The organism is Streptomyces sp. NPDC002446 (assembly GCF_053595675.1).
Genome location: NZ_JBSFYC010000002.1, coordinates 254,208 through 272,613, shown reverse-complemented (window position 1 = coordinate 272,613; position 18,406 = coordinate 254,208). Strand labels below are relative to the sequence as shown.

Below are 18,406 nucleotides of genomic sequence, written 5' to 3'. Positions count from 1 at the left end.
TGCTTGCCGGCGGTGTGGAGATCGTGGGCGGGGGCATGGTGCCGACCCTTTCATTTCGATAATGGTAACCATATTCAACAATGAAACAATGGCGGAATCTAGCACGCCGCCTCGTGTCGTCCGCCCCTGCCACCGGGGCGGACGACACCTGCCCTGCCCCTACGCGGAGGCCGGTTCGTCGTTCGGCTCCGGATCCGCCGCTGGCTCGCCCGAACCCGAGCCCGCACCCGAGCCCGCGCCCGAGCCCGAGCCGCCGCGAAGCACCAGGAACGCGGCCCCCAGCGCTGCGACGACCAAGGCGCCGAAGACGGCCGCGACGCCGGGGTAGCCGGCAAGACCGAGCCCGGCGCCCCCCAGCGCGGCGCCGACGAAGACTCCGAGGCTCTGGCCCGCGGCGTTGAGGCTCAGGGCCGAACCGCGCAGCGAGCCGCAGCGACGGACGAGGAGGCTGACGGCGCACGCGGCCACGATTGCGTGGCTGGCGGCGTGGAGCGAGGTCAGCGCGAGGGCGAGCGGCAGCCAGTGGGTGAAGTAGAAGCCCACGACCGACGCCAGGGCCGCGAACAGCCCGATGGCCAGCATGCGTTCGGTGCTGACCCGGGGGTTGTCGGCGTTCGTGATCCTCCCGGTGAGGAGGTTGCTCACGAAGAACGATGCGCCGCTCAGCGTCCAGACGAACGCGAAGAGGGCGGGGTCCAGTTGGAAGCGGTCGTCGTAGTAAGCCGCCAGGTAGGAGAGGTAGCCCATGAACACCGCGGTGCGCAGCAGGGAGATGAGGAGCAGCGGCACCGCCCCGCGAACGGCTCCCAGGGCCTTGAACGACGCAAGGTAGCTCAGACGCTGCACGTTCCCGGTGTCGTCGGCCTGCTTCCGCCTGCCCCGTGCGAAGAAGACCACGGCGAGGAGGAGGGAGACCGCGGTCACGGCAACGAGGTCTCCCTCCCAGCCCCAGAACACCGCGGGCAGGGCCACGACCGGTGCCGCGAGCATGGCGGTCATCGACTGCACCGCCGTGACCAGGGTTGCCGCGCGGCCGGCCGCCTTACCCGTGCCGAAGCGATCGGCGGCGGCCGCGGTGAGGGCCGGGTTCAGCACGGACGTGCTGGCCCCCACCAACAGACAGAACACGGCGATCAGGAGGAAGTCCCCGCTCGCGCCCAGGGCCGCCGAGGCACCCAAAGCGACCAGACCGCCCACGGCCGCCCGGTCCTTGCGCACCCGGTCGATGAAGGGTGCGAGAGCGGTGCCGACCAACAGGGCCGCGAGGCCGCCCAGTCCGCGAAGTCCGCCCATCGCCGCGACGCTGGTCCCGGCCTCCTTCGAGATGGGCACCAGGTAGGTGCTGAAGATGGTGAACGGCAGCAGACCGACCGCCGATGCCAGCAGGACCGGCCACAGGGCACGGGCCATCCGCAGATCGCCCGGCAGCGGCTCCTCGGCTTCCGTACCCCCGCGGTCCGTCGCGGGGTCCTTGGTGTCGATGCTCACTCCCCCTCCCCGTTCGCGAGCAGGGGCTTGCCGGCGCGGTAGCGGTACATGGGCGTCGGGTCGGCGCTGAACTGGGAGCAGGGGAACGGTTCGGCGTTCAGGGCGGTGACTCCGGCGGGCAGGAACGCGCGGGCCACGGCGCTTCCCGTCTGTGCGTAGACGATCAGCGGCACGCCCTGGTCCCGGCAGTGCTGGAGGATGAGGTCGAACGTGCCGTTGCTCAGGGTCATGCCGGTGGCCACCACGGCATCGGCTTCCTTGAGCACCGTGGTCATGTCGTCGCTGACCTCCTCGCCCCACTGGGTGGTGCGCAGGTTCAGGTCACAGGGCAGGCAGACGCCGCCCCGGTCGCGTATCGCCGCGACCAGTGGGTTGACCACGCCGATGAGCGCCACCTTGGCGCCCGGCTCGATGTCGAGCAGACCGGCGATGGCGGCATCCCGGGCGCGGGCACGGACTTCCGGCGTTCCCAGGGGCAGCATGACCGTCTCGGCCTCCGCTGCGTCCCGGTGCGGCTGCACCTGGGAGAGGTAGGCGTCGAGGGCGGCGATACGGACGGGCGTCGACTCGTTGCGGAGCAGGGTGTCCAGGGTGTGGCCGGAGGCGTTCTCGCAGAAGTCCGGGGCGAGTTCACCGGCCTCGAAGGAGCAGGCACCGAAGGACTGCCCCACACGGAGCACGAGGTAGTGGTTGTGGTAGGTGACCTCGCTCCCGGCCAGCCGAGTCGTGTGGTAGAGCCAGAACGCGCTCGTGACCGCCAGGTCCTTCGGATCGGGGCCATAGGCGCCAGACAGGATGGAGTCGGTCAGTTCCGCAACTGTCTGCGGCGTGGCGTGTGACATTTCAGGTTCTCTCGTCGGGATTGTTGTGGTGCTGTGAGGGAAATCGGTTCGCTGGAAGCGGGATCGTTGAGGCGCGGTGCTCAGCTCTCACCCGAAGCGCAGAGGTCGGGCCACGACGTCGTCGACCAGGGGTGTCTCAGCTCTTCAAGACCGGTGATTTCATGCGGCTTCAGGGTGTCTACGTCCGGGGCTTCCGCGTGCTTGGCATAGGCGCTTTCGACGTAGCGGTGGCCGGTGTCGGCGGCGATGAAGACGTGCGTGCGGGAACTGTCTCTTCGGCGTTCCCACAAGGTGGTGAGATAGGCCGCACCGGTCGACAGGCCGGCGAAGATACCGCTGGTCCGGAGGAGTTCCACGGCGCCGGAGAGCGCGCAGTCGAAGTTGACCCAGTGAATCCTGTCGTACAGCTTGTGCCGGACGTTCTCGAATTCGATGGCACTGCCGATCCCGGCAATGATCATGTCCGGGTCCGAAACGTGCTCCGAGCCGAAGGTGACACTGCCGAAAGGCTGTACTCCGACCAGGGACACATCTCGGCCCGCCTCGCGCAGATACGTGCCGATGGCGCCGGTGGAGGCCCCCGAGCCGACTCCGCCCACCAGGGTCAGTGGCCCGGAAGGCGCCTGCTGGTCGATCGCTTCGGCCACATCGCGGTAACCGTAGTAGTGGATGCTGTCGTGGTACTGCCGCATCCAGTGGAACGAAGGATTCTCCTCAAGGATCTCCGCAATGCGCCGCACCCGGAGTTCCTGGTCCAGGCGCAGGTTCTTCGACGGCCTGACCTGTTCCAGCGTGACGCCGAGAATCTCCAGCTGCACACGAAGGGTCCGGTCCACGGTCGTGGAACCCACGATGTGGCACTTCATTCCGTACCGGTGACAGGCAAGTGCCAATGCCTGTGCGTAAATTCCGCTTGAACTGTCGATGAGTGTGTCACCGGGCTTGACGACACCGGATTCCAGGAGGTGGCGGACCGCTCCCAGAGCCGAATAGATCTTCATCGTCTCGAACCGGAGACAGACCAAGTCCGGCTGCAGGGCAACGAGATCAGGCTTCTTGACTGCTTCTGCTATGTGTTCGTACATTCCCGTCTCCCCGTCAAGTGGCTATGTGAGCTATGTGTCGACGCAGCTTGAACAGGTAGGTCTGAACATTGTCCGTATCCCAGGTCTGCCGATAGCGCTCGGCCACCGTCCGCACACCGTCCGGGTCTACGTCGATCGCGTAGTAGCCGCGATACGGCTGCGGCTCTGCTCGCTCACGCTTCCTCCTGGTGCTGGACATGAGCCCGGGTGACCCGAGCGCCGAGAGCATCACACTAAATGAAAATGATTGTCAAGACCGGTAGGCCCATCCACCCATCCGTTACGACGGGAGTCCTGCAATAGGCCGACCGCGTAGCCCAGTTGACGCGACGCCGCCAAGCACGGGAGCACGGGCGCCGGCTTGCCCTCCAGTCCTCGTTCAGATAGAAATGATTATCACTTTCGATTTGCGTGCCGCCAGACGACAAGGAGAAGGAGCCTCGTGAAGCTGTCCCAGGAGGTCATGTCGCGACCTCGTCTGCCACGGCAGGCACCGACACCCACGGGCATGGGAACCGCCTTCGGGACATTCGGCGAACTTCTCCAAGGCGTACTGCCTGAGAAGGACGGGGACTTCCTGGTGACGCTGCCTGTCGCCCGGTGGACGAGGGCCACCTTCCGGCAGAACCCGGACTCCGACGAACTGGTCGTCCACCCGCCCCAGAAGACCAAGGCCCGCCGTCTGGCATGCATGATCCTTGAGGAGGAGGCACAGGCGACGGGAGGACTGTTGACCGTCCACAGCGTGATCCCGGAGGGCAAGGGACTGGCCAGTTCCTCCGCCGATCTGGTCGCCACCGCACGGGCGGTGGGCCAGGCGCTGAACGTCGAGATGCCGGCCTCCCGGATCGAGCGGCTGCTGGCGCGCATCGAACCCACCGACGGGGTGCTCTACCCGGCGATCGTCGCCTTCCACCACCGCACGGTGCGGCTGCGTGCCGTCCTCGGGTCCCTCCCGGCCATGGGGGTGGTGGGGATCGACGAAGGCGGCTCGGTCGACACCGTTGACTTCAACCGCATCCCCAAGCCCTTCACCACGGCGGACCGGCACGAATACGCCCGCCTGCTGGACGGCCTCGCCGACGCCGTACGCCGGCGGGACCTGGCGGAGGTCGGCAGGGTGGCGACTCGAAGTGCCTTGATGAATCAGGCACTTCGCCACAAGTGGACCTTGGATCCCCTGCGCGAGATCTGCCGTGAGGTCGGCGGACTGGGAGTGGCCGTCGGGCACAGCGGTACGACCCTGGGAGTGCTACTGGACGCCACGGACCCCGCGTACACCCACCGCGTCTCCGCGGCGGCGCAGGCGTGCGCGGAGCTGACGGGCAATGTGGCCGTCTACCGCACGCTCAGCTTCCCGAACACGCTCTACGCGGGGTCCGGCCTTCCCGTCCCCGTGTGATCCGGCTCAGGGCAGGTCGAAGGGCAAAGTCATCCCGGGGACGTGGAGGCGAACGGGCGGCGGGACATGAGTCTCCTGTACGTCAACTGGTGTGCGGCATCGGGCCGGTGAGCTCGGTGGGGGTCAGCCGGGAGCCGGCGCCTCGGGGGCGGCGGGGCGGGGCGACGCGGCGAAGGTTCCCGGTGCCGATGAGTGTGGAGCAGTCGATCGCGTCGCGGCCTTCGGCGAGCATGGCTGCTGTGAACCGCTCGCGGACTCGCTCGACCCCGTCGGCCGGCAGGCCGTCGAGCAGCTCCCTGGCGGCGGTGCCGAGCACCAGGGACCACAGCAAGTCCGAGTCGGCGGGCAGGGCGAGCGGGTGGCGCTCCACGTCGATGAACGACAGCGAACGGGCGGTGAGCCAGTCCCGGTACGACTCGGGCGTGTCGATCGCTTCGATCGGTTCGAGTGGATCGAGTGGTTCGAGTGGTTCGAGTGGATCGAGTGGATCGAGTGGATCGAGTGGATCGGCTGATGGTGGCGTGTCGGCGAGTTGCGGCCTCTCGGGCAGTACGGCGCGGAAGATCAACTCGGGCAGGGGCTCAAGCGCGCCTCGTGCCCAGACAGTCGCGCTCAACCGGCCTCCGGGCCGTAGCTGCCGCAGTAGCTGCTCCGTCCCTGCGGCCATGTCACGGAAAGAGAAGATCCCGAGCGAACACACCACTGCGTCGTAACCACCGGGCGGAGCAGGCCATTCCAGGACGTCTCCGTGCGCGAAGCGCAGGTTGGCCAGTCCGCGGGTGGCTGCCATGGCGCGCCCCCGCTTGATCGAAGGCTCCGCGAGGTCGACGGCGTCCACGGTGCCATGGGGAGCGATCTGCTCCGCGGCCGGGATCGCGGACGCCCCCGAGCCACAGCACGCGTCGAGCACGTTCGCGCCGGGCCGCAGCCGGGCAGCGTTGACGGTCGCCGCGCCGATCGGAGACCACAGCGCACCAAATAGTCGATCGAAGTCCTCGGCTCCATCCGTAGCGCCGGTCGTCAGGTCGCGCCATTTCATGCAAACCCCTCCTGAGAGCGAGGCCAGCGTATATGAAAATGACAACCACTTCTATATAGCGCGGTCGCCCGCCGAGGCAACGCCGCGGTAGGAGACTGCGAGACTTCCCATGCCGTCGTGACCGACTTCGGCGTCGACCTCGAAGACGGACGCGAGGCGGTCCGGGGTGAGGACATCCTGCGGCTTGCCTGAGGCGGCCACCGCACCTTGGTGCATCAGGATGAGCCGGTCGCAGAACCGGGCGGCCAGGGACAGGTCGTGCAAGGCGACGAGGACGGTCTGGTCCGTGGCGGCCAGCAGGCCCATCAGTTCCAACTGGTGCTTCACATCGAGGTGGTTGGTCGGTTCGTCCAGCAGGATGCCCCAGGGCCGCTGCGCCAGTGCCCGCGCGATGTGAGCGCGTTGGCGCTCGCCGCCGGACAGGGTCTGCCATGCCCTTGCTCTCAGGTCGGTGAGCCCGACCCGGGCGAGGGCAGCGTCGATGACTGTCCGGTCGGTGCGATCGAGGCCCCGCCAGCGGTCCCGGAAAGGGGTCCGCCCGAGCGCGACGACGTCGGCGACACGCAGATCGCTGTCGGCGTCGGCGGATTGCTCGACGAAAGCGATGTGCTGCGCGAGACGACGCGCAGTCCATCCCCGGATGTCGTGGCCGTTGTAACGGATCACACCCGTCGTCGGAGTCCGCAGGCCGGCGACGCAGCGCAGTAGCGACGATTTGCCCGAGCCGTTGGGACCGATCAGGCCGACCGTCTCGCCGGACCGTATTTCCATCTCCACGTCCCGGACGATGGCCCTGTCCCCCACCGCCCAGCTCACCTGCTCCATCTCGATCTTCACAGCTCACCACGTTTCCGCAGGATGACGAGGAACAGGGGGACTCCGAGCAGGGCCGTGAACACCCCTACGGGCACCTCCTGCGGTGCGAACGCGACTCGGGCCAGCGCGTCGGTCCACACCAGGAAAACCGCGCCGGCCAGTGCGCTGAACGGCAACAGGACGCGGTGGAGCGGTCCGACGAGGAACCGGACCCCGTGCGGGACGATCAGCCCGACGAACCCGATCGCTCCCACGGAAGCGACGGCCACCGACGTCAGCAACGCCGTCACGACGAGCAGCACGATCCGCGTCGCCCGCACGTTGATGCCCAACGACGCCGCAGTGTCCACACCGAAGGCGAACCCGTCGAGCGCGGTTGCGGACAGCCAGACCACGGCCAGGCCGATCACGGCAACGACGGAACAGATGATCACTGCTTCCCAGCGGGCCGACGCCATCGAGCCGAGCAGCCAGTAGGTGATCGCGCGCGTCGTGTCGGCATCACCGGCGGCGATCAGAACCAGCGAGGTGAGAGCGGTGAAGAGCTGGCCCACGACGACCCCGGTGAGCACGATCTTGGACGAGTCCAGACCGCTGCGGCGCAGCAGCAACATCAGCAGGCCGAAGGACACCAGCGAGCCCACGAAGGCTCCGCCGGTGATGCCCAGGGTGCTCGCGCCGATGCCGAGGAGTACGACCACGACGGCGCCGGCGGACGCGCCCGAGGAGACACCGAGCAGGTAGGGGTCGGCGAGCGCGTTACGGGTGATCGACTGCAACGCCGCACCGCACACCGCCAACGAGGCGCCCACCACGGCGGCCATCAGAACGCGCGGGGCCCGAAGATCCCAGATGAGCGAGTCGAGCAGCCGCGGAAGCGGTTCGACCGGCAGACCGAGACGGCTGCCCAGAGCGCGGCCGAGGTCGGCGTAGCCGACACCGCTGGTGCCGATGCGCACCGAGACAGCCATCGAAGCCAGCAGCGCCGCGACGGCGAGGAGGGACAACGCCAGCCAGGGCAACGCGGAGTTGGCCGGAAGGGGCGACAGCGGCTCGTGGGCAGCTTCTCGGACGTCGGCGCTCCGGGCCGCGGGATGCAGCACCGATACGCTTTCGTCCCCCGGTGACGGGGCGGTGGGCGGTGGTCCGCTGACCTCCTCGGTGGGGCTAGCGGACATAGCCGAGGTCCTTCATCCCGTCCACGAACCGCTGCAGGGCGTTCACGGTACGCACGGACGGGTCCATCTCGATGCCGGGCAGCTCGATGATCCGGTTCTTCCGTACCGCCGCCAGCTGTGACACGACCGGGTGCTTCCGCATCATGGTGCGCTTCTCCTCGGCGCTGTCGCCGGGCGTACCACGCTCGGACAGATCACCGATGACGATCACATCCGGATCGCGCTTGGCGATCTCCTCCCAGGACACCTCCGGCCATTCCTCGCTGACGTCGTCGAACGCGTTCCTGGCCCCGATGAGCCTGCTCATGTCGCTGGGCATCCCGCCTTTGCCCGCGACGTACGGAACGCCGTTGAACACCGAGTACACCCACACGACGGAGGGCCGGCCGACCAGGTCCTTCCGAGCCTTGACCGCCTTCGTGGTCACCTTCCGCTGCCTGGACACCAACGCGGAGGCCCGGTCCTCGACGTGGAAGATCCGCCCCAGGTTCTCGTAGTCCTGGAACAGCCGCTCAAAGGGCGTCAGGTCGGGCCGGTTCGCCTCCGGGCAGTCCACCGCGCTCACGAACGACGGCAGCCCCAGCTCCCGAAGCTCGTCGCGGGTGCCGACCCGGTCCTTCGTGTACAGGTCGGTGAACGACGAGACCACGAAGTCCGGGGTCGCCGCGCGCAGCTGCTCGCCGGTCAGGATCTTCGGATTGAGCACCGGCACCTTTTCGTAGGCGGCCCGGTACTCCGGCGCGACCTTCGTCTTCAGATTCGATGTGCCCACCATGCGCTCCTGCAGCCCCAAGGCCAACAGGGTCTCGGTGGAGGACTGGTCCAGCGTGACGACCCGCTCCGGCGGCTGCGAGAACGACAGGCGCTGCCCGCAACTTGCCACCTTCACGGTCTGTCTCGACGCGCCGGAAGCCGACGAGTTCTCGGCGGGGGCGGAGCAGCCGACACCCCCCACCAAGATCAGTGCGAGCGCGAGGCTGAGTCGAGTACGGCGCGGCATGGGACTCCTTAGCGGCCAACGAGGGCCGGAAGGGGGACGCGGGGCTACCGGGTAGCCTATCGGTAATGATTTTCATTATAGTGTTGGCGTATTGCAAGCACTTCGCAGTAAGGGATGCCGGCCGACGTCGGCTCACACAATCCGCCCCCACAGGAAGAATCGCGCGAACCGATGCACACCTCCCATTGCCCGGCCTTGGGCGTCGCACCTGCCCGCGTCGACATCAGGAACACAGACGAGATCCGGCAGAGGCTCGCCGGCGACGGCGCAGTGATCCTGACCGGACTCGACACGACCGCCGACGCACTCGTCACAGCGGCCGCCACCGCACTCGGCCAACGCCTCCGGCAGGTCTTCCCCCTGCGTAAACGGACGTCACAGGACGGCAAGTCCGTCCATCTGCACGCCGACAGCTTTGACGTCATCGTCGACGTGGGAGGCGTCCAGCACCGGCGACGTGACCCCGACGAGGACTACGTCGCCATCCAGTGCGTCCGGCCGCCGAGTTCAGGCGGCGAATCCTTCGTGGCCGACGCGTACCGCTTCGCGGACGACTGCGCAACGACGGACCCCGAACTGTGGGAATTCCTCACCCAAGCCGACGTCGACCTCTACGGAGCTTGGGGAGCGCTGCGGGGACTTCCTGCGACGCCCCGCGTCGCCAGGCACGTGGAGTACACCCGCACCGGCCGACGCATCGTGCGCCGCACCGACGGCGCCGCACCACTGCACCGGGATCCCGATACCGAGTACGTCCAGGCCATGCTGGGTCGCTTCCAGAAAGCCGTGCACGATCTGGAAGGCGCTCTCCCACGCTTTGAGCTCGCCGAAGGAGACCTCCTGTTCCTGGACAACTACCGCTGCTGGCATGGCCGCGAGCCGCACATCGGGGACCGCACCGTGCGCATTCTCACGCTGCGCAGCAGCGACGCCAGCTGACAGGCCGCGCCTGGTCCGGGCTGAGGCGGCTCGGTTCAACACCCCAGTCGACCACCGTTGACCACCGTTGATATCTGATCGGCTTTTAGAGATTGTTTATCCCGGTGATGGGAATTGGTTCTCGGTAGCGCGCGAATTCGCCGCCAAACTCCATCGCTGGAATGCGATGCACCATTCGAGCAGAGTTCCATGGCGCATACGATCGAATCTTCGGTGGTTGACTTGCTCGTCGAGGTCGGTCCATCGGGGTAGATCACTGTCCGACCTGTCAGGTGAATACCGCTACGGGCGGTCCCGGTTGGCACCTACCGGGGGAATACCAAAAGCGCTATCGTCACACAGAGAGCCCAATAATCCCGTTTCCGCCGAGCCGACAATGGGTGTCGGCTGATTCTTCCGTTGGTCGCTGTGTGAGTGGGGTGCCCAGTGGTGCAAACCGATGCTGTCGACCGCCGCCTGGCTCACGATCCGATTGCGATCGTGGGCATTGCCGGGATGTTCCCCAAAGCAAGGGACGTGCAGGAGTTCTGGGAAAACATCGTCGTGGGCCGCGACTGCTCCGAGGAGGTCCCCGAGGCGTGGTGGAGCACGGAAGACCACTACGACCCCGACCCCTTCGCCGAGGACCGGACCTACTGCCGCCGCGGGGGGTTTCTGGATCCGGTGGTGTTCGATCCGCGGGAGTTCGGGATGCCGCCGAAGAGCGTCGACTCGGTGGGCCTGGTGCAGCTGCTGAGCTTGATGGTGGCCAAGGACGTGCTGGCCGATGCGGGCCGCGGGCGTCGGGACTGGTTCGATCCGGAGCGTGCCGGGGTGGTGCTCGGCGTGTGCGGTACCAACTCCACCCTGATCCCACTCGCCTCGCGGCTGCTCGTTCCCGAGATGGTGCGGACGATGGTCGCCTTCGGGATCCCCGAGGAGCAGGCGCGCCGGGTCACGCGCACGCGCCTGACCGGCCTGCCGGAATGGACCGAGGACTCATTCCCCGGAGTCCTTGGCAACATCGTCTCCGGTCGGATCGCCAACCGGCTGGACCTGCGGGCCGCCAACCACACCGTGGACGCGGCCTGCGCCAGTTCGTTGGCCGCGCTGCGCTCATCTGTCGATGAACTCCTCAGCCGTCGCGCCGACTTGATGGTCACCGGCGGTTGCGATGCGGACAACTCGATCGTTCCCTATATGTGTTTCAGCAAGACCCCGGCGCTCTCGCTGACTGGTCGGGTGCGTCCCTTCGATGTGGAGGCGGACGGCACGCTGGTCGGGGAGGGCGTGGGGATGCTGGCGCTCAAGCGCCTGGGCGACGCCGAACGGGACGGCGACCGGGTCTACGCGGTGCTGCGGGGACTGGGCAGCTCCAGTGACGGGATGGCGCAGAGCATCTACGCGCCCTGTGGTGACGGCCAGTTGGCCGCGCTGCGCAGAGCGTACGAGGACGCCGACTGCGCACCGCGGTCGGTGGAGCTGATCGAGGCCCACGGAACCGGTACGCCAGCCGGCGACAGCGTCGAACTCAACGCGCTCAGCGAGCTGCTGTCCGCTGCCCCCGGCGAGAGCCGCTTCGCCGCTGTGGGAAGCGTGAAGTCGCAGATCGGCCACACCAAGGCCGCGGCCGGGGTGGCCGGGATGATCAAGGCGGTGCTGGCGTTGCATCACAAGGTGCTGCCGCCCACCATCAATGTGGACACCCCCAACCCGGCGGCCACTGCCGAGAACAGCCCTCTCTACCTCAACACCACCACTCGCCCTTGGGTGCGTGACGCCTCCCGGGAGGTGCGCAGGGCGGGCGTCTCCGCGTTTGGGTTTGGAGGGGTGAATTATCACGCCGTCCTGGAGGAATATCCCTGTGGGGAGGGGTACGCAGAGCACGCGCTGCACCGCACTCCGAAGGCAATGCTGTGGCATGCCGCCGACCCGGACGAGCTGCGGGGGCGCCTGGAGCGGGGCGACGCCCCGGACGACGGTCCGGTACCGGCCGGACACGCCCGGGTCGGATTCGTGGCCACCGGGAAGGAGCACCGCGACGCGCTGCTGGCCACGGCCGTCCAGCAGCTACGGGTGAACTCCGGCCACGACAGCTGGAGCCACATTCGTGGCATCCACTACCGGCGCCGGGCCCTGCCGCAGGAGGCGAAGGTCGGCGCACTGTTCTCCGGTCAGGGCAGCCAGTACGTGGAGATGGGCCTGCATGCCGCGATGGCGGTGCCCCCGGTGCGGACCGCCTTCGACGCCGCGAACGCGCTCTTCCCCTCCGCTGACAGTCTGGCCCGCACGGTCTTCCCGCCGCCCGGCGACCGGGACGGCCGAGCGGGTGAGGACCGGCTGCGGCGGACGACCTACGCGCAGTTGGCGATCGGTGCGCTGTCCATGGGGCAGTACCGCTACCTGCGGGAGCTGGGATTCGCTCCGCACGGGCTGCTCGGCCACAGCTTCGGGGAACTGACCGCACTGTGGGCGGCCGGCGTCTGGGACGACGAGGCGTTCATGGCACTGGCACACGCGCGTGGGCGGGCCATGGAGCCCCAGCCGGGCCGGGAGGGCGACGCCGGCACACTGGCGGCGGTACGGGCACCCGAGCCGGAGATCCGCCAGGCGCTGTCCGCGCACCCCGGACTGACGGTGTGCAACCGCAACGCCCCGAACGAGTACGTGGTCGGTGGCCCGGTCCCCGTTGTGGAGCAGTTCGTGCGCGAATGCGTCAGCCAGCGGGTTCCGGCACAGCGACTGCCGGTCGCCGCCGCCTTCCACACCTCCCATGTGCAGCACGCGGTCGAGGCATTCGGCGCGGCCTGCGCCACGACCGCATTCGCGCCCCCGGCCCTGCGGGTCTACGCCAATACGGCCGGGGCCGGCTACGGCCAAGCCCCCGAGGCCAACCGCCACACCCTCGTCGAGCAGCTTTGCCGGCCGGTGGACTTCGCCGCCCGACTGGAGGAAATGTACGCGGACGGTATCCGGGTCTTCGTGGAGTTCGGGCCCAAGCGCACCCTGACCGGTCTGGTGGAGCGAACCCTGGGCGAACGCGACGTGACGGCGGTCGCCTGTGACATCGGCGGTGCCGCCGACAGTTGCGCGGCCTTGAAGCAGGCCGCTGTCCGACTTGCCGTTCTGGGGCTGCCGCTGAGCGGCATCGACCGCTACGACGCGCCGCCGCGGGCCGAGCGCCCCGCCCCTTCCAAGGTCGCCCGCGTCCTGGAGGGCCCGCTCTTCGCGACCGTGTCCCGCCGCCCCGTCTACGAGGGTCTGCTCGCCGAGGAGGCGTCTCGTACCGTGGGTCAGGAGGGCCGCGCCCTGCCCCAGGAACAGGAACCCCCGGCGCCCGCCGCCGACGCGGGCCCCGCGGCAGAGGAATGGCGGCCCGACCCGCTCTCCCGCGCCGCCGCCGAGCATTTGGCCGCGCACACCCGCTACCTGGAGGGCCAGTTGCACACGGCGGAGCAGTTGACCCGACTGCTGAGCCAGAGTGCCGCGGACGGGCGGGTGGACGCGTCACTGGCCGCCGCGGTCAACACCGTCGCCGAGCACAGTCTGGCCCTGGGGGATGCGCACACCCGGGCCGGGGAGGTCATCAGCAGCCTGCTGCGGCTGCCCGCCAACGGCCAGGCGCCGCCGCCGGGTCCGTACCCGCACGGCGACGCGTCACCGGAGCTGTCGGGCCACCGGGAGGCGGACGACGACAGGCCCTCCTCGCTCGTCGATTCTCCAGCCGGAGAGCCGCCTGCCGATTCGGGTACGTCGCAGAGCTCGGGCAAGTCGGCGTTGGCGCAGCTGTGGGCTGTGGAAAGGGGCGACGCCGAAGACGAGCGGCCTCCGATGGACATCGGCGACCTGGATCTGGAGGAGTTGGAACGGGTCTTCCGCGAAGTCGTGGCCGAGAAGACGGGCTACGACGTCGACATGATCGAGCCCGATATGGACATCCAGACGGACTTGGGCATCGATTCGCTGAAGCAGGTGGAGATCGGCGCGGAGATGTGGCGTCGCTACCCGGTGATCAGTCGGGGCGAACTGCACCAGTTCAGCGAGGCCAGAACGGTGCGCGAGCTGATCGAGAAGCTCCATGAGGTCCTGACCATCTCCCAGCCCCAGCTGCAGTTCTACATCGGCGACGGCGAACTGGGCCGCGCCTTCGTCGCGTTGCGCGAGCTGCCCGAGCCGGACGTGTGCCCGGACGCGTACCCGGATCAGCCGCACGCCCTGCTGCTGGACGACGGCGGCGACCTGTCCGCCACGCTCGACGCGTCCCTGCGCTCGCGCGGCTGGCGGACCAGCCGCTTGTACGTCCCCTGCGCCGCACCGGGCACCACTGACGGGCAGACCCGTGCCTGGGGGCTGGAGGACTGGGAGGAGGCCACGCTCTCCGGGCGCCTTGCCGAGGTCTTGGCCGATGAGCCCCGTCTCGATCTGTGCGTCCTCCCGATCAGCCCTTCCCACGCTTTGCCTGCCGCCCAGATGGTCGAACGGCTCCGGTACGCCGTGCTGGTGGCCAAGCACGTCTGCCCCGCACTGCGCAGGGCGGCTGCGGGCGGGAAGCGCGTCGGGCTGGTGACGGTGACACAGCTCGACGGGGCCCTCGGCTACGCCGGGGCCGGCGGCGACCCGGCCCTGGGCCTGGCCGGTGGTCTGAGTGGGCTGGTCAAAACGGTCGCCCTGGAGGAAACGAGCCTGTTCTGTCGTGCGCTGGACTTCGCGCCCGGGCTGTCCGCTCAGCGCGTGGGCGATGCCTTCATCGCGGAGATCACCGACATCGCCACGGACCTGCGGGAGGTCGCCCGGGACGAGACGGACCGCCGCACGCCGTTCCTGTCCGAGACACCGTTCCCGCCCGAGGACTCTCCCCCGTCGCTGCCCTCGCCGCGGGAGGCGGAGCCCGCCGACGCACGGGAATCCGGTGCGACGACGACGCTGACCGGGGACGATCTGCTGCTGGTCACCGGCGGAGCCTCCGGGATCACCGCCTGGTGCGTGGCCGCGCTGGCCCGCGAGCACCGGTGCGGCTACCTTCTCCTCGGCCGCACCCCACTGGCCGAGGAACCGGACTGGGCGGCCGGGGCGGACAGCGCCGAGGAGCTGCGTGCCGCCCTGCAGAGCCGGGCACGCGAGGCGGGCGAGGACCCCCGCGAACCCGCAACCCGAACACGGATCGACGAGCATGCCGGGCAGCTGCTGCACCAGCGGCGGATCCGCACCGCGCTCGACGAGCTGCGCGCGCAAGGCGTCGAAGCCGAGTACGTGGCCGCGGACGTCCGCGACGCCCACGCGCTGGCGCAGGCCCTTGCCCCGTACGCACCACGCATCACCGGGGTCATCCACGGGGCGGGTGTTCTGGGCGACCGGCCGCTGGCGGAGGTGACCGCGGAGTCGATCACACCGGTGGTGGACACCAAGCTCCGCGGCCTCCAGCATGTGCTCGACGCGCTGGACGTCGACCGCCTTCGGCATCTGGTGCTCTTCTCCTCAGTGTCCGGCATCTGGGGCAATCTGCGTCAGGCCGACTACGCCCTTGCCAACGAGGCGTTGAACCGCTTCGGCTGCGCCTTCCAGGTCGCCCACCCCCGGTGCCGGGTCGTGCCGATCGCCTGGGGCCCATGGACCAGCGGCATGGCGTCCGCGGTGCAGCAGCTCTACAAGGAAGCGGGGGTGCCGATGCTGACCCGGGAAGCCGGGTGCGCATACTTCCTGGACCGGATGAGCGACCGGGAGCGCGACGCGGCCGGGGTCACCGTCGTGGGTCCGCTCGTGCCGCTGTACCGCCGGGTCGACCAGTTGCCCCCCGCGGGTATCACCGCGCACCGCCTCCTGACCGGCCTCGGCAAGGAGCCGGTCCTGCGCGACCACCGTATCGGCGAGGTGCCGGTGCTGCCCATGACGGCCGCCGTGGGCTGGGCCCTGCACACCGCCGAACGTGCCCAGGGCGGCAGTCAACCGGTGTTCGATGTCCGCGACTTCCGTATCGTCCGGGGCGTCTTCTTCCCCGAAGGACACCCGGAGCGGTACCGCATCCAGCTGAAACCGGAGCCGGAGGCCGGCCCGGACACCGTACGGGTGACCGTCCACGACGCCACCACCGCGGACGAACAGCTCCACTACGAGGGCGTCTTCCGACGGGCCGAGCGGGCACCGGATGCGCCGCGCGAGCAGCTGCCCCACTACGAGGTCACCGAGGCACTGCACCCCGGCTACGACGACGGAAGGCTCTTCCACGGCCCGACCCTGGCCGGTCTGCGGAACGGTTTCGTGGACGAGTCCGACCGGCTGATCGTGACCGCCCGAATGCCCGACCCGCCGCTCGGCAAAGGGTCTTTCGGGGGCCGCCTCTACAGTCCGGCCCTGGCCGATCTGTTGCTCCAGGCCGGACTGCTGAACCTGCGGCGGCAAGGCGGCGACGGACTCCTCCCGATGCCGGTCAGCGTCGAACGGATCGAGCTCTTCACCCCCTTGCCCAGCGATGAGCCATTTGTGATCATCTCCTCCGGCCACTCCAGCGACAACCCACTCTTCACCACTGGCACATTGACCGCCTGCGCACCCGATGGACGGATCCACCAGCGCTGGAGCGGGGTGCGCTCCCTGTGGATCGATCCGGAGACCGCAGCCCGCGGCACCAGGGCCCGTACGGGCTCCCCCATCCGCAGCCAGCTGTTCCCCGGGACGCCGTGATGGAAGAACTCACCTTCGAGGGCGTCTCGCTCGGCGAACTCACCGCCCCGCTCGGCCCCCCGTCGCCACGGCAGGCGGACGGGGCGCCGGTCGGACGGCCCGGCACGCCCCTCCCCCTCTCTCCCGCTGCGCTGGTCGCAACGCTGGTCGAGCAGCTCCAGCGGGCCCACGCCTCCGTACTCGATGCCCACCAGGCCATCGCTGCCTGGCAGTTCGCCCACACGGCCCCGCTCGCCAACACCGCGGACACCCGCCGGACGAACGAGCGGTGGACGTCAGGTGGGCAACATCGGCGTACAGGTCACGTCCGTACGGCGGAACGACAGGGGGACGCGGAATGACGACCGTCCGGCACGACCCCGAGGGGTTGTACGAGGTGCTCTCGGCACTCGACCTTCCCTGCTACATCGTCCGAAGCGGGGGCCGGACCGGTGCCACCAACCGCCTCCCCGCGCCGGGCTCCGACACCACCCTGCTCGCCGCCGTGGGGCCGCTGCTCCCCCAGCGGCTGGGCTCCGCGGACTTCCGGCGCCACCACGGCGTCCGCTACGCCTATATGGCGGGCGCGATGGCCGACGGCATTGCCTCCGTGGAGCTGGTCACCGCGCTGGCCCGCGCCGGGTACCTGGCCTCGTTCGGCTCCGCGGGGCTGCCCGAGGGCCGGATCGACCAAGCCCTCGGACGCCTGGCGGGTGAACTCGCCACCACGGGCACGCCGTTCGCCTGCAATCTCATCCACAGCCCCCTCGCGCCGGCGATGGAGAGAGCCTGCGTGGACCTGTGCCTGCGCCACAGGGTGCCCTGCCTGGAGGCATCCGCCTTCGTCCAGCTCACCCCGGACCTGGTGCGCTACCGGGTGGCCGGACTGCGCCGGGACCCTGCCACCAGGGTCCGGGTCGGGCACCGGCTCATCGCCAAGGTTTCCCACCCGCACACCGCCGAACTGTTCCTGCGCCCGGCCCCCCACGAGATCGTCGCCGAACTCAAGGCCCGCGGACTGGTCTCCGCCGAGCAGGCCGAACTCGCCCGCACCGTTCCCATGGCCGACGACATCACGGCCGAGGCGGACTCCGGCGGACACACCGACCGCCGTCCGCTGGCCATTCTGCTGCCCGCCCTCATCCAGCTGCGCGACCGGATCGCTCACGAACACCCGCACCCGCACGGCACCCCGGTACGCATCGGGTCCGCCGGCGGCATCGGCACCCCGCACGCCATGGCGGCCGCCTTCGCCCTGGGCGCGGACTATGTCGTCACCGGCTCGATCAACCAGTCCACCACCGAAGCAGGCACCTCCCCCGGCGTGAAACGCCTGCTGGCCCAAGCCGACCTGGCCGACTGCACCATGGCACCGGCAGCCGACATGTTCGAACAGGGCGTACAGGTGCAGGTCCTGGCCCGCGGAACCCTGTTCCCCGGCAACGCAGCCCGCCTCTACCGCCTCTACCGGGACAACCCCAGCCTGGACGACCTCCCAGCCGACGAAAGCCGCACGCTCCAAGAGCGCATCCTGCGCCGCCCGTTGGAACACGTCATGGACGAGTGCACCGTCTACCTGAAGACCCATCATCCTGACCAGCTCCCACGCGCCGAGCGAGACCCGAAATACCGGATGGCCCTGGTCTTCCGCTGGTACCTGGCGATGGCCTCACGCTGGGCCACCTCCGGACACGCCGAGCGCTCCCGCGACTGGCAGATCTGGTGTGGCCCGGCGATGGGCGCGTTCAACGCCTGGACCGCGGGTAGCGTCCTGGCCGCCCCGGAACGGCGCCAGGCCGCTACCGTCGCCGAACATCTCCTGCGCGGCGCGGCCTTCCACAGCCGGGTCAGCCAGCTGCGCCTGTCCGGCGTACGCCTCCCGGCCTCCTGCGCCGCATACCGCCTGCCGTCACCTGAGCCCAGGTGAGCCAAGTGAGCCCATCCTGGACACGTAGTCGTCCTTACGCCTGAGTGCTCTCCG

The 18,406-nt window shown here is 69.1% G+C and carries 12 protein-coding genes; 5 read left to right on the top strand and 7 right to left on the bottom strand.

What is annotated here, in order from left to right; all coding sequences use genetic code 11:
* Positions 1-159: 159 nt before the first annotated feature.
* The 3 genes from ACWD6P_RS02875 to ACWD6P_RS02865 all read right to left on the bottom strand — a co-directional run bounded on the left by ACWD6P_RS02875 (position 160) and on the right by ACWD6P_RS02865 (position 3,415).
* Positions 160-1,488 (bottom strand): MFS transporter, encoded by a 1,329-nt coding sequence (locus ACWD6P_RS02875; RefSeq protein ID WP_451442195.1) that lies wholly within the window; start codon positions 1,486-1,488, stop codon positions 160-162.
* Positions 1,485-2,330 carry a Rossmann-like domain-containing protein gene (locus ACWD6P_RS02870; RefSeq protein WP_451442194.1) on the bottom strand — a complete coding sequence of 282 codons (846 nt, stop codon included), beginning with the start codon at positions 2,328-2,330 and terminating at the stop codon, positions 1,485-1,487. The genes ACWD6P_RS02875 and ACWD6P_RS02870 overlap by 4 nt, the downstream gene beginning before the upstream one ends.
* 80 nt (positions 2,331-2,410) lie before the next feature.
* Complete coding sequence (locus ACWD6P_RS02865) at positions 2,411-3,415, bottom strand: pyridoxal-phosphate dependent enzyme (RefSeq protein ID WP_451442193.1); 1,005 nt, start codon at positions 3,413-3,415, stop codon at positions 2,411-2,413.
* 508 nt (positions 3,416-3,923) lie between these two features.
* Here ACWD6P_RS02865 and ACWD6P_RS02860 point away from each other — a divergent pair.
* Positions 3,924-4,817, top strand: coding sequence for a GHMP family kinase ATP-binding protein (locus ACWD6P_RS02860; protein ID WP_451442192.1), 894 nt, complete (start codon positions 3,924-3,926; stop codon positions 4,815-4,817).
* Positions 4,818-4,899: 82 nt separating this feature from the next.
* Here the strand turns inward: ACWD6P_RS02860 and ACWD6P_RS02855 are convergent, their stop codons facing one another.
* Genes ACWD6P_RS02855 through ACWD6P_RS02840 form a run of 4 tightly spaced genes read right to left on the bottom strand, consistent with a single transcriptional unit; the run spans position 4,900 to position 8,850 of the window.
* Positions 4,900-5,856, bottom strand: a complete 957-nt coding sequence (locus ACWD6P_RS02855; RefSeq protein ID WP_451442191.1) for a class I SAM-dependent methyltransferase — start codon at positions 5,854-5,856, stop codon at positions 4,900-4,902.
* A gap of 51 nt (positions 5,857-5,907) precedes the next feature.
* On the bottom strand, positions 5,908-6,693 hold the full coding sequence (locus tag ACWD6P_RS02850) for an ABC transporter ATP-binding protein (protein ID WP_451442190.1): 786 nt from the start codon (positions 6,691-6,693) through the stop codon (positions 5,908-5,910).
* Positions 6,690-7,850: a FecCD family ABC transporter permease gene (locus tag ACWD6P_RS02845; protein WP_451442189.1), complete on the bottom strand. Its 1,161-nt coding sequence runs from the start codon at positions 7,848-7,850 to the stop codon at positions 6,690-6,692. The genes ACWD6P_RS02850 and ACWD6P_RS02845 overlap by 4 nt, the downstream gene beginning before the upstream one ends.
* Positions 7,840-8,850, bottom strand: coding sequence for an ABC transporter substrate-binding protein (locus ACWD6P_RS02840; protein ID WP_451442188.1), 1,011 nt, complete (start codon positions 8,848-8,850; stop codon positions 7,840-7,842). The genes ACWD6P_RS02845 and ACWD6P_RS02840 overlap by 11 nt, the downstream gene beginning before the upstream one ends.
* 114 nt (positions 8,851-8,964) lie before the next feature.
* Between ACWD6P_RS02840 and ACWD6P_RS02835 the strand changes: the two genes are divergently transcribed.
* From ACWD6P_RS02835 to ACWD6P_RS02820, 4 genes are all read left to right on the top strand, one after another.
* Positions 8,965-9,789 (top strand): TauD/TfdA family dioxygenase, encoded by an 825-nt coding sequence (locus ACWD6P_RS02835; protein ID WP_451442187.1) that lies wholly within the window; start codon positions 8,965-8,967, stop codon positions 9,787-9,789.
* Between the two features lie 414 nt (positions 9,790-10,203).
* A complete protein-coding gene (locus ACWD6P_RS02830) occupies positions 10,204-16,446 on the top strand; it encodes an SDR family NAD(P)-dependent oxidoreductase (protein WP_451442186.1) in 6,243 nt (2,080 codons plus the stop codon).
* Positions 16,446-16,787: a hypothetical protein gene (locus tag ACWD6P_RS02825; protein ID WP_451442185.1), complete on the top strand. Its 342-nt coding sequence runs from the start codon at positions 16,446-16,448 to the stop codon at positions 16,785-16,787. Before ACWD6P_RS02830 ends, ACWD6P_RS02825 begins: the two co-directional genes overlap by 1 nt.
* Complete coding sequence (locus ACWD6P_RS02820) at positions 16,784-18,352, top strand: PfaD family polyunsaturated fatty acid/polyketide biosynthesis protein (protein WP_451442184.1); 1,569 nt, start codon at positions 16,784-16,786, stop codon at positions 18,350-18,352. Before ACWD6P_RS02825 ends, ACWD6P_RS02820 begins: the two co-directional genes overlap by 4 nt.
* The last annotated feature ends 54 nt before the right edge of the window (positions 18,353-18,406 follow it).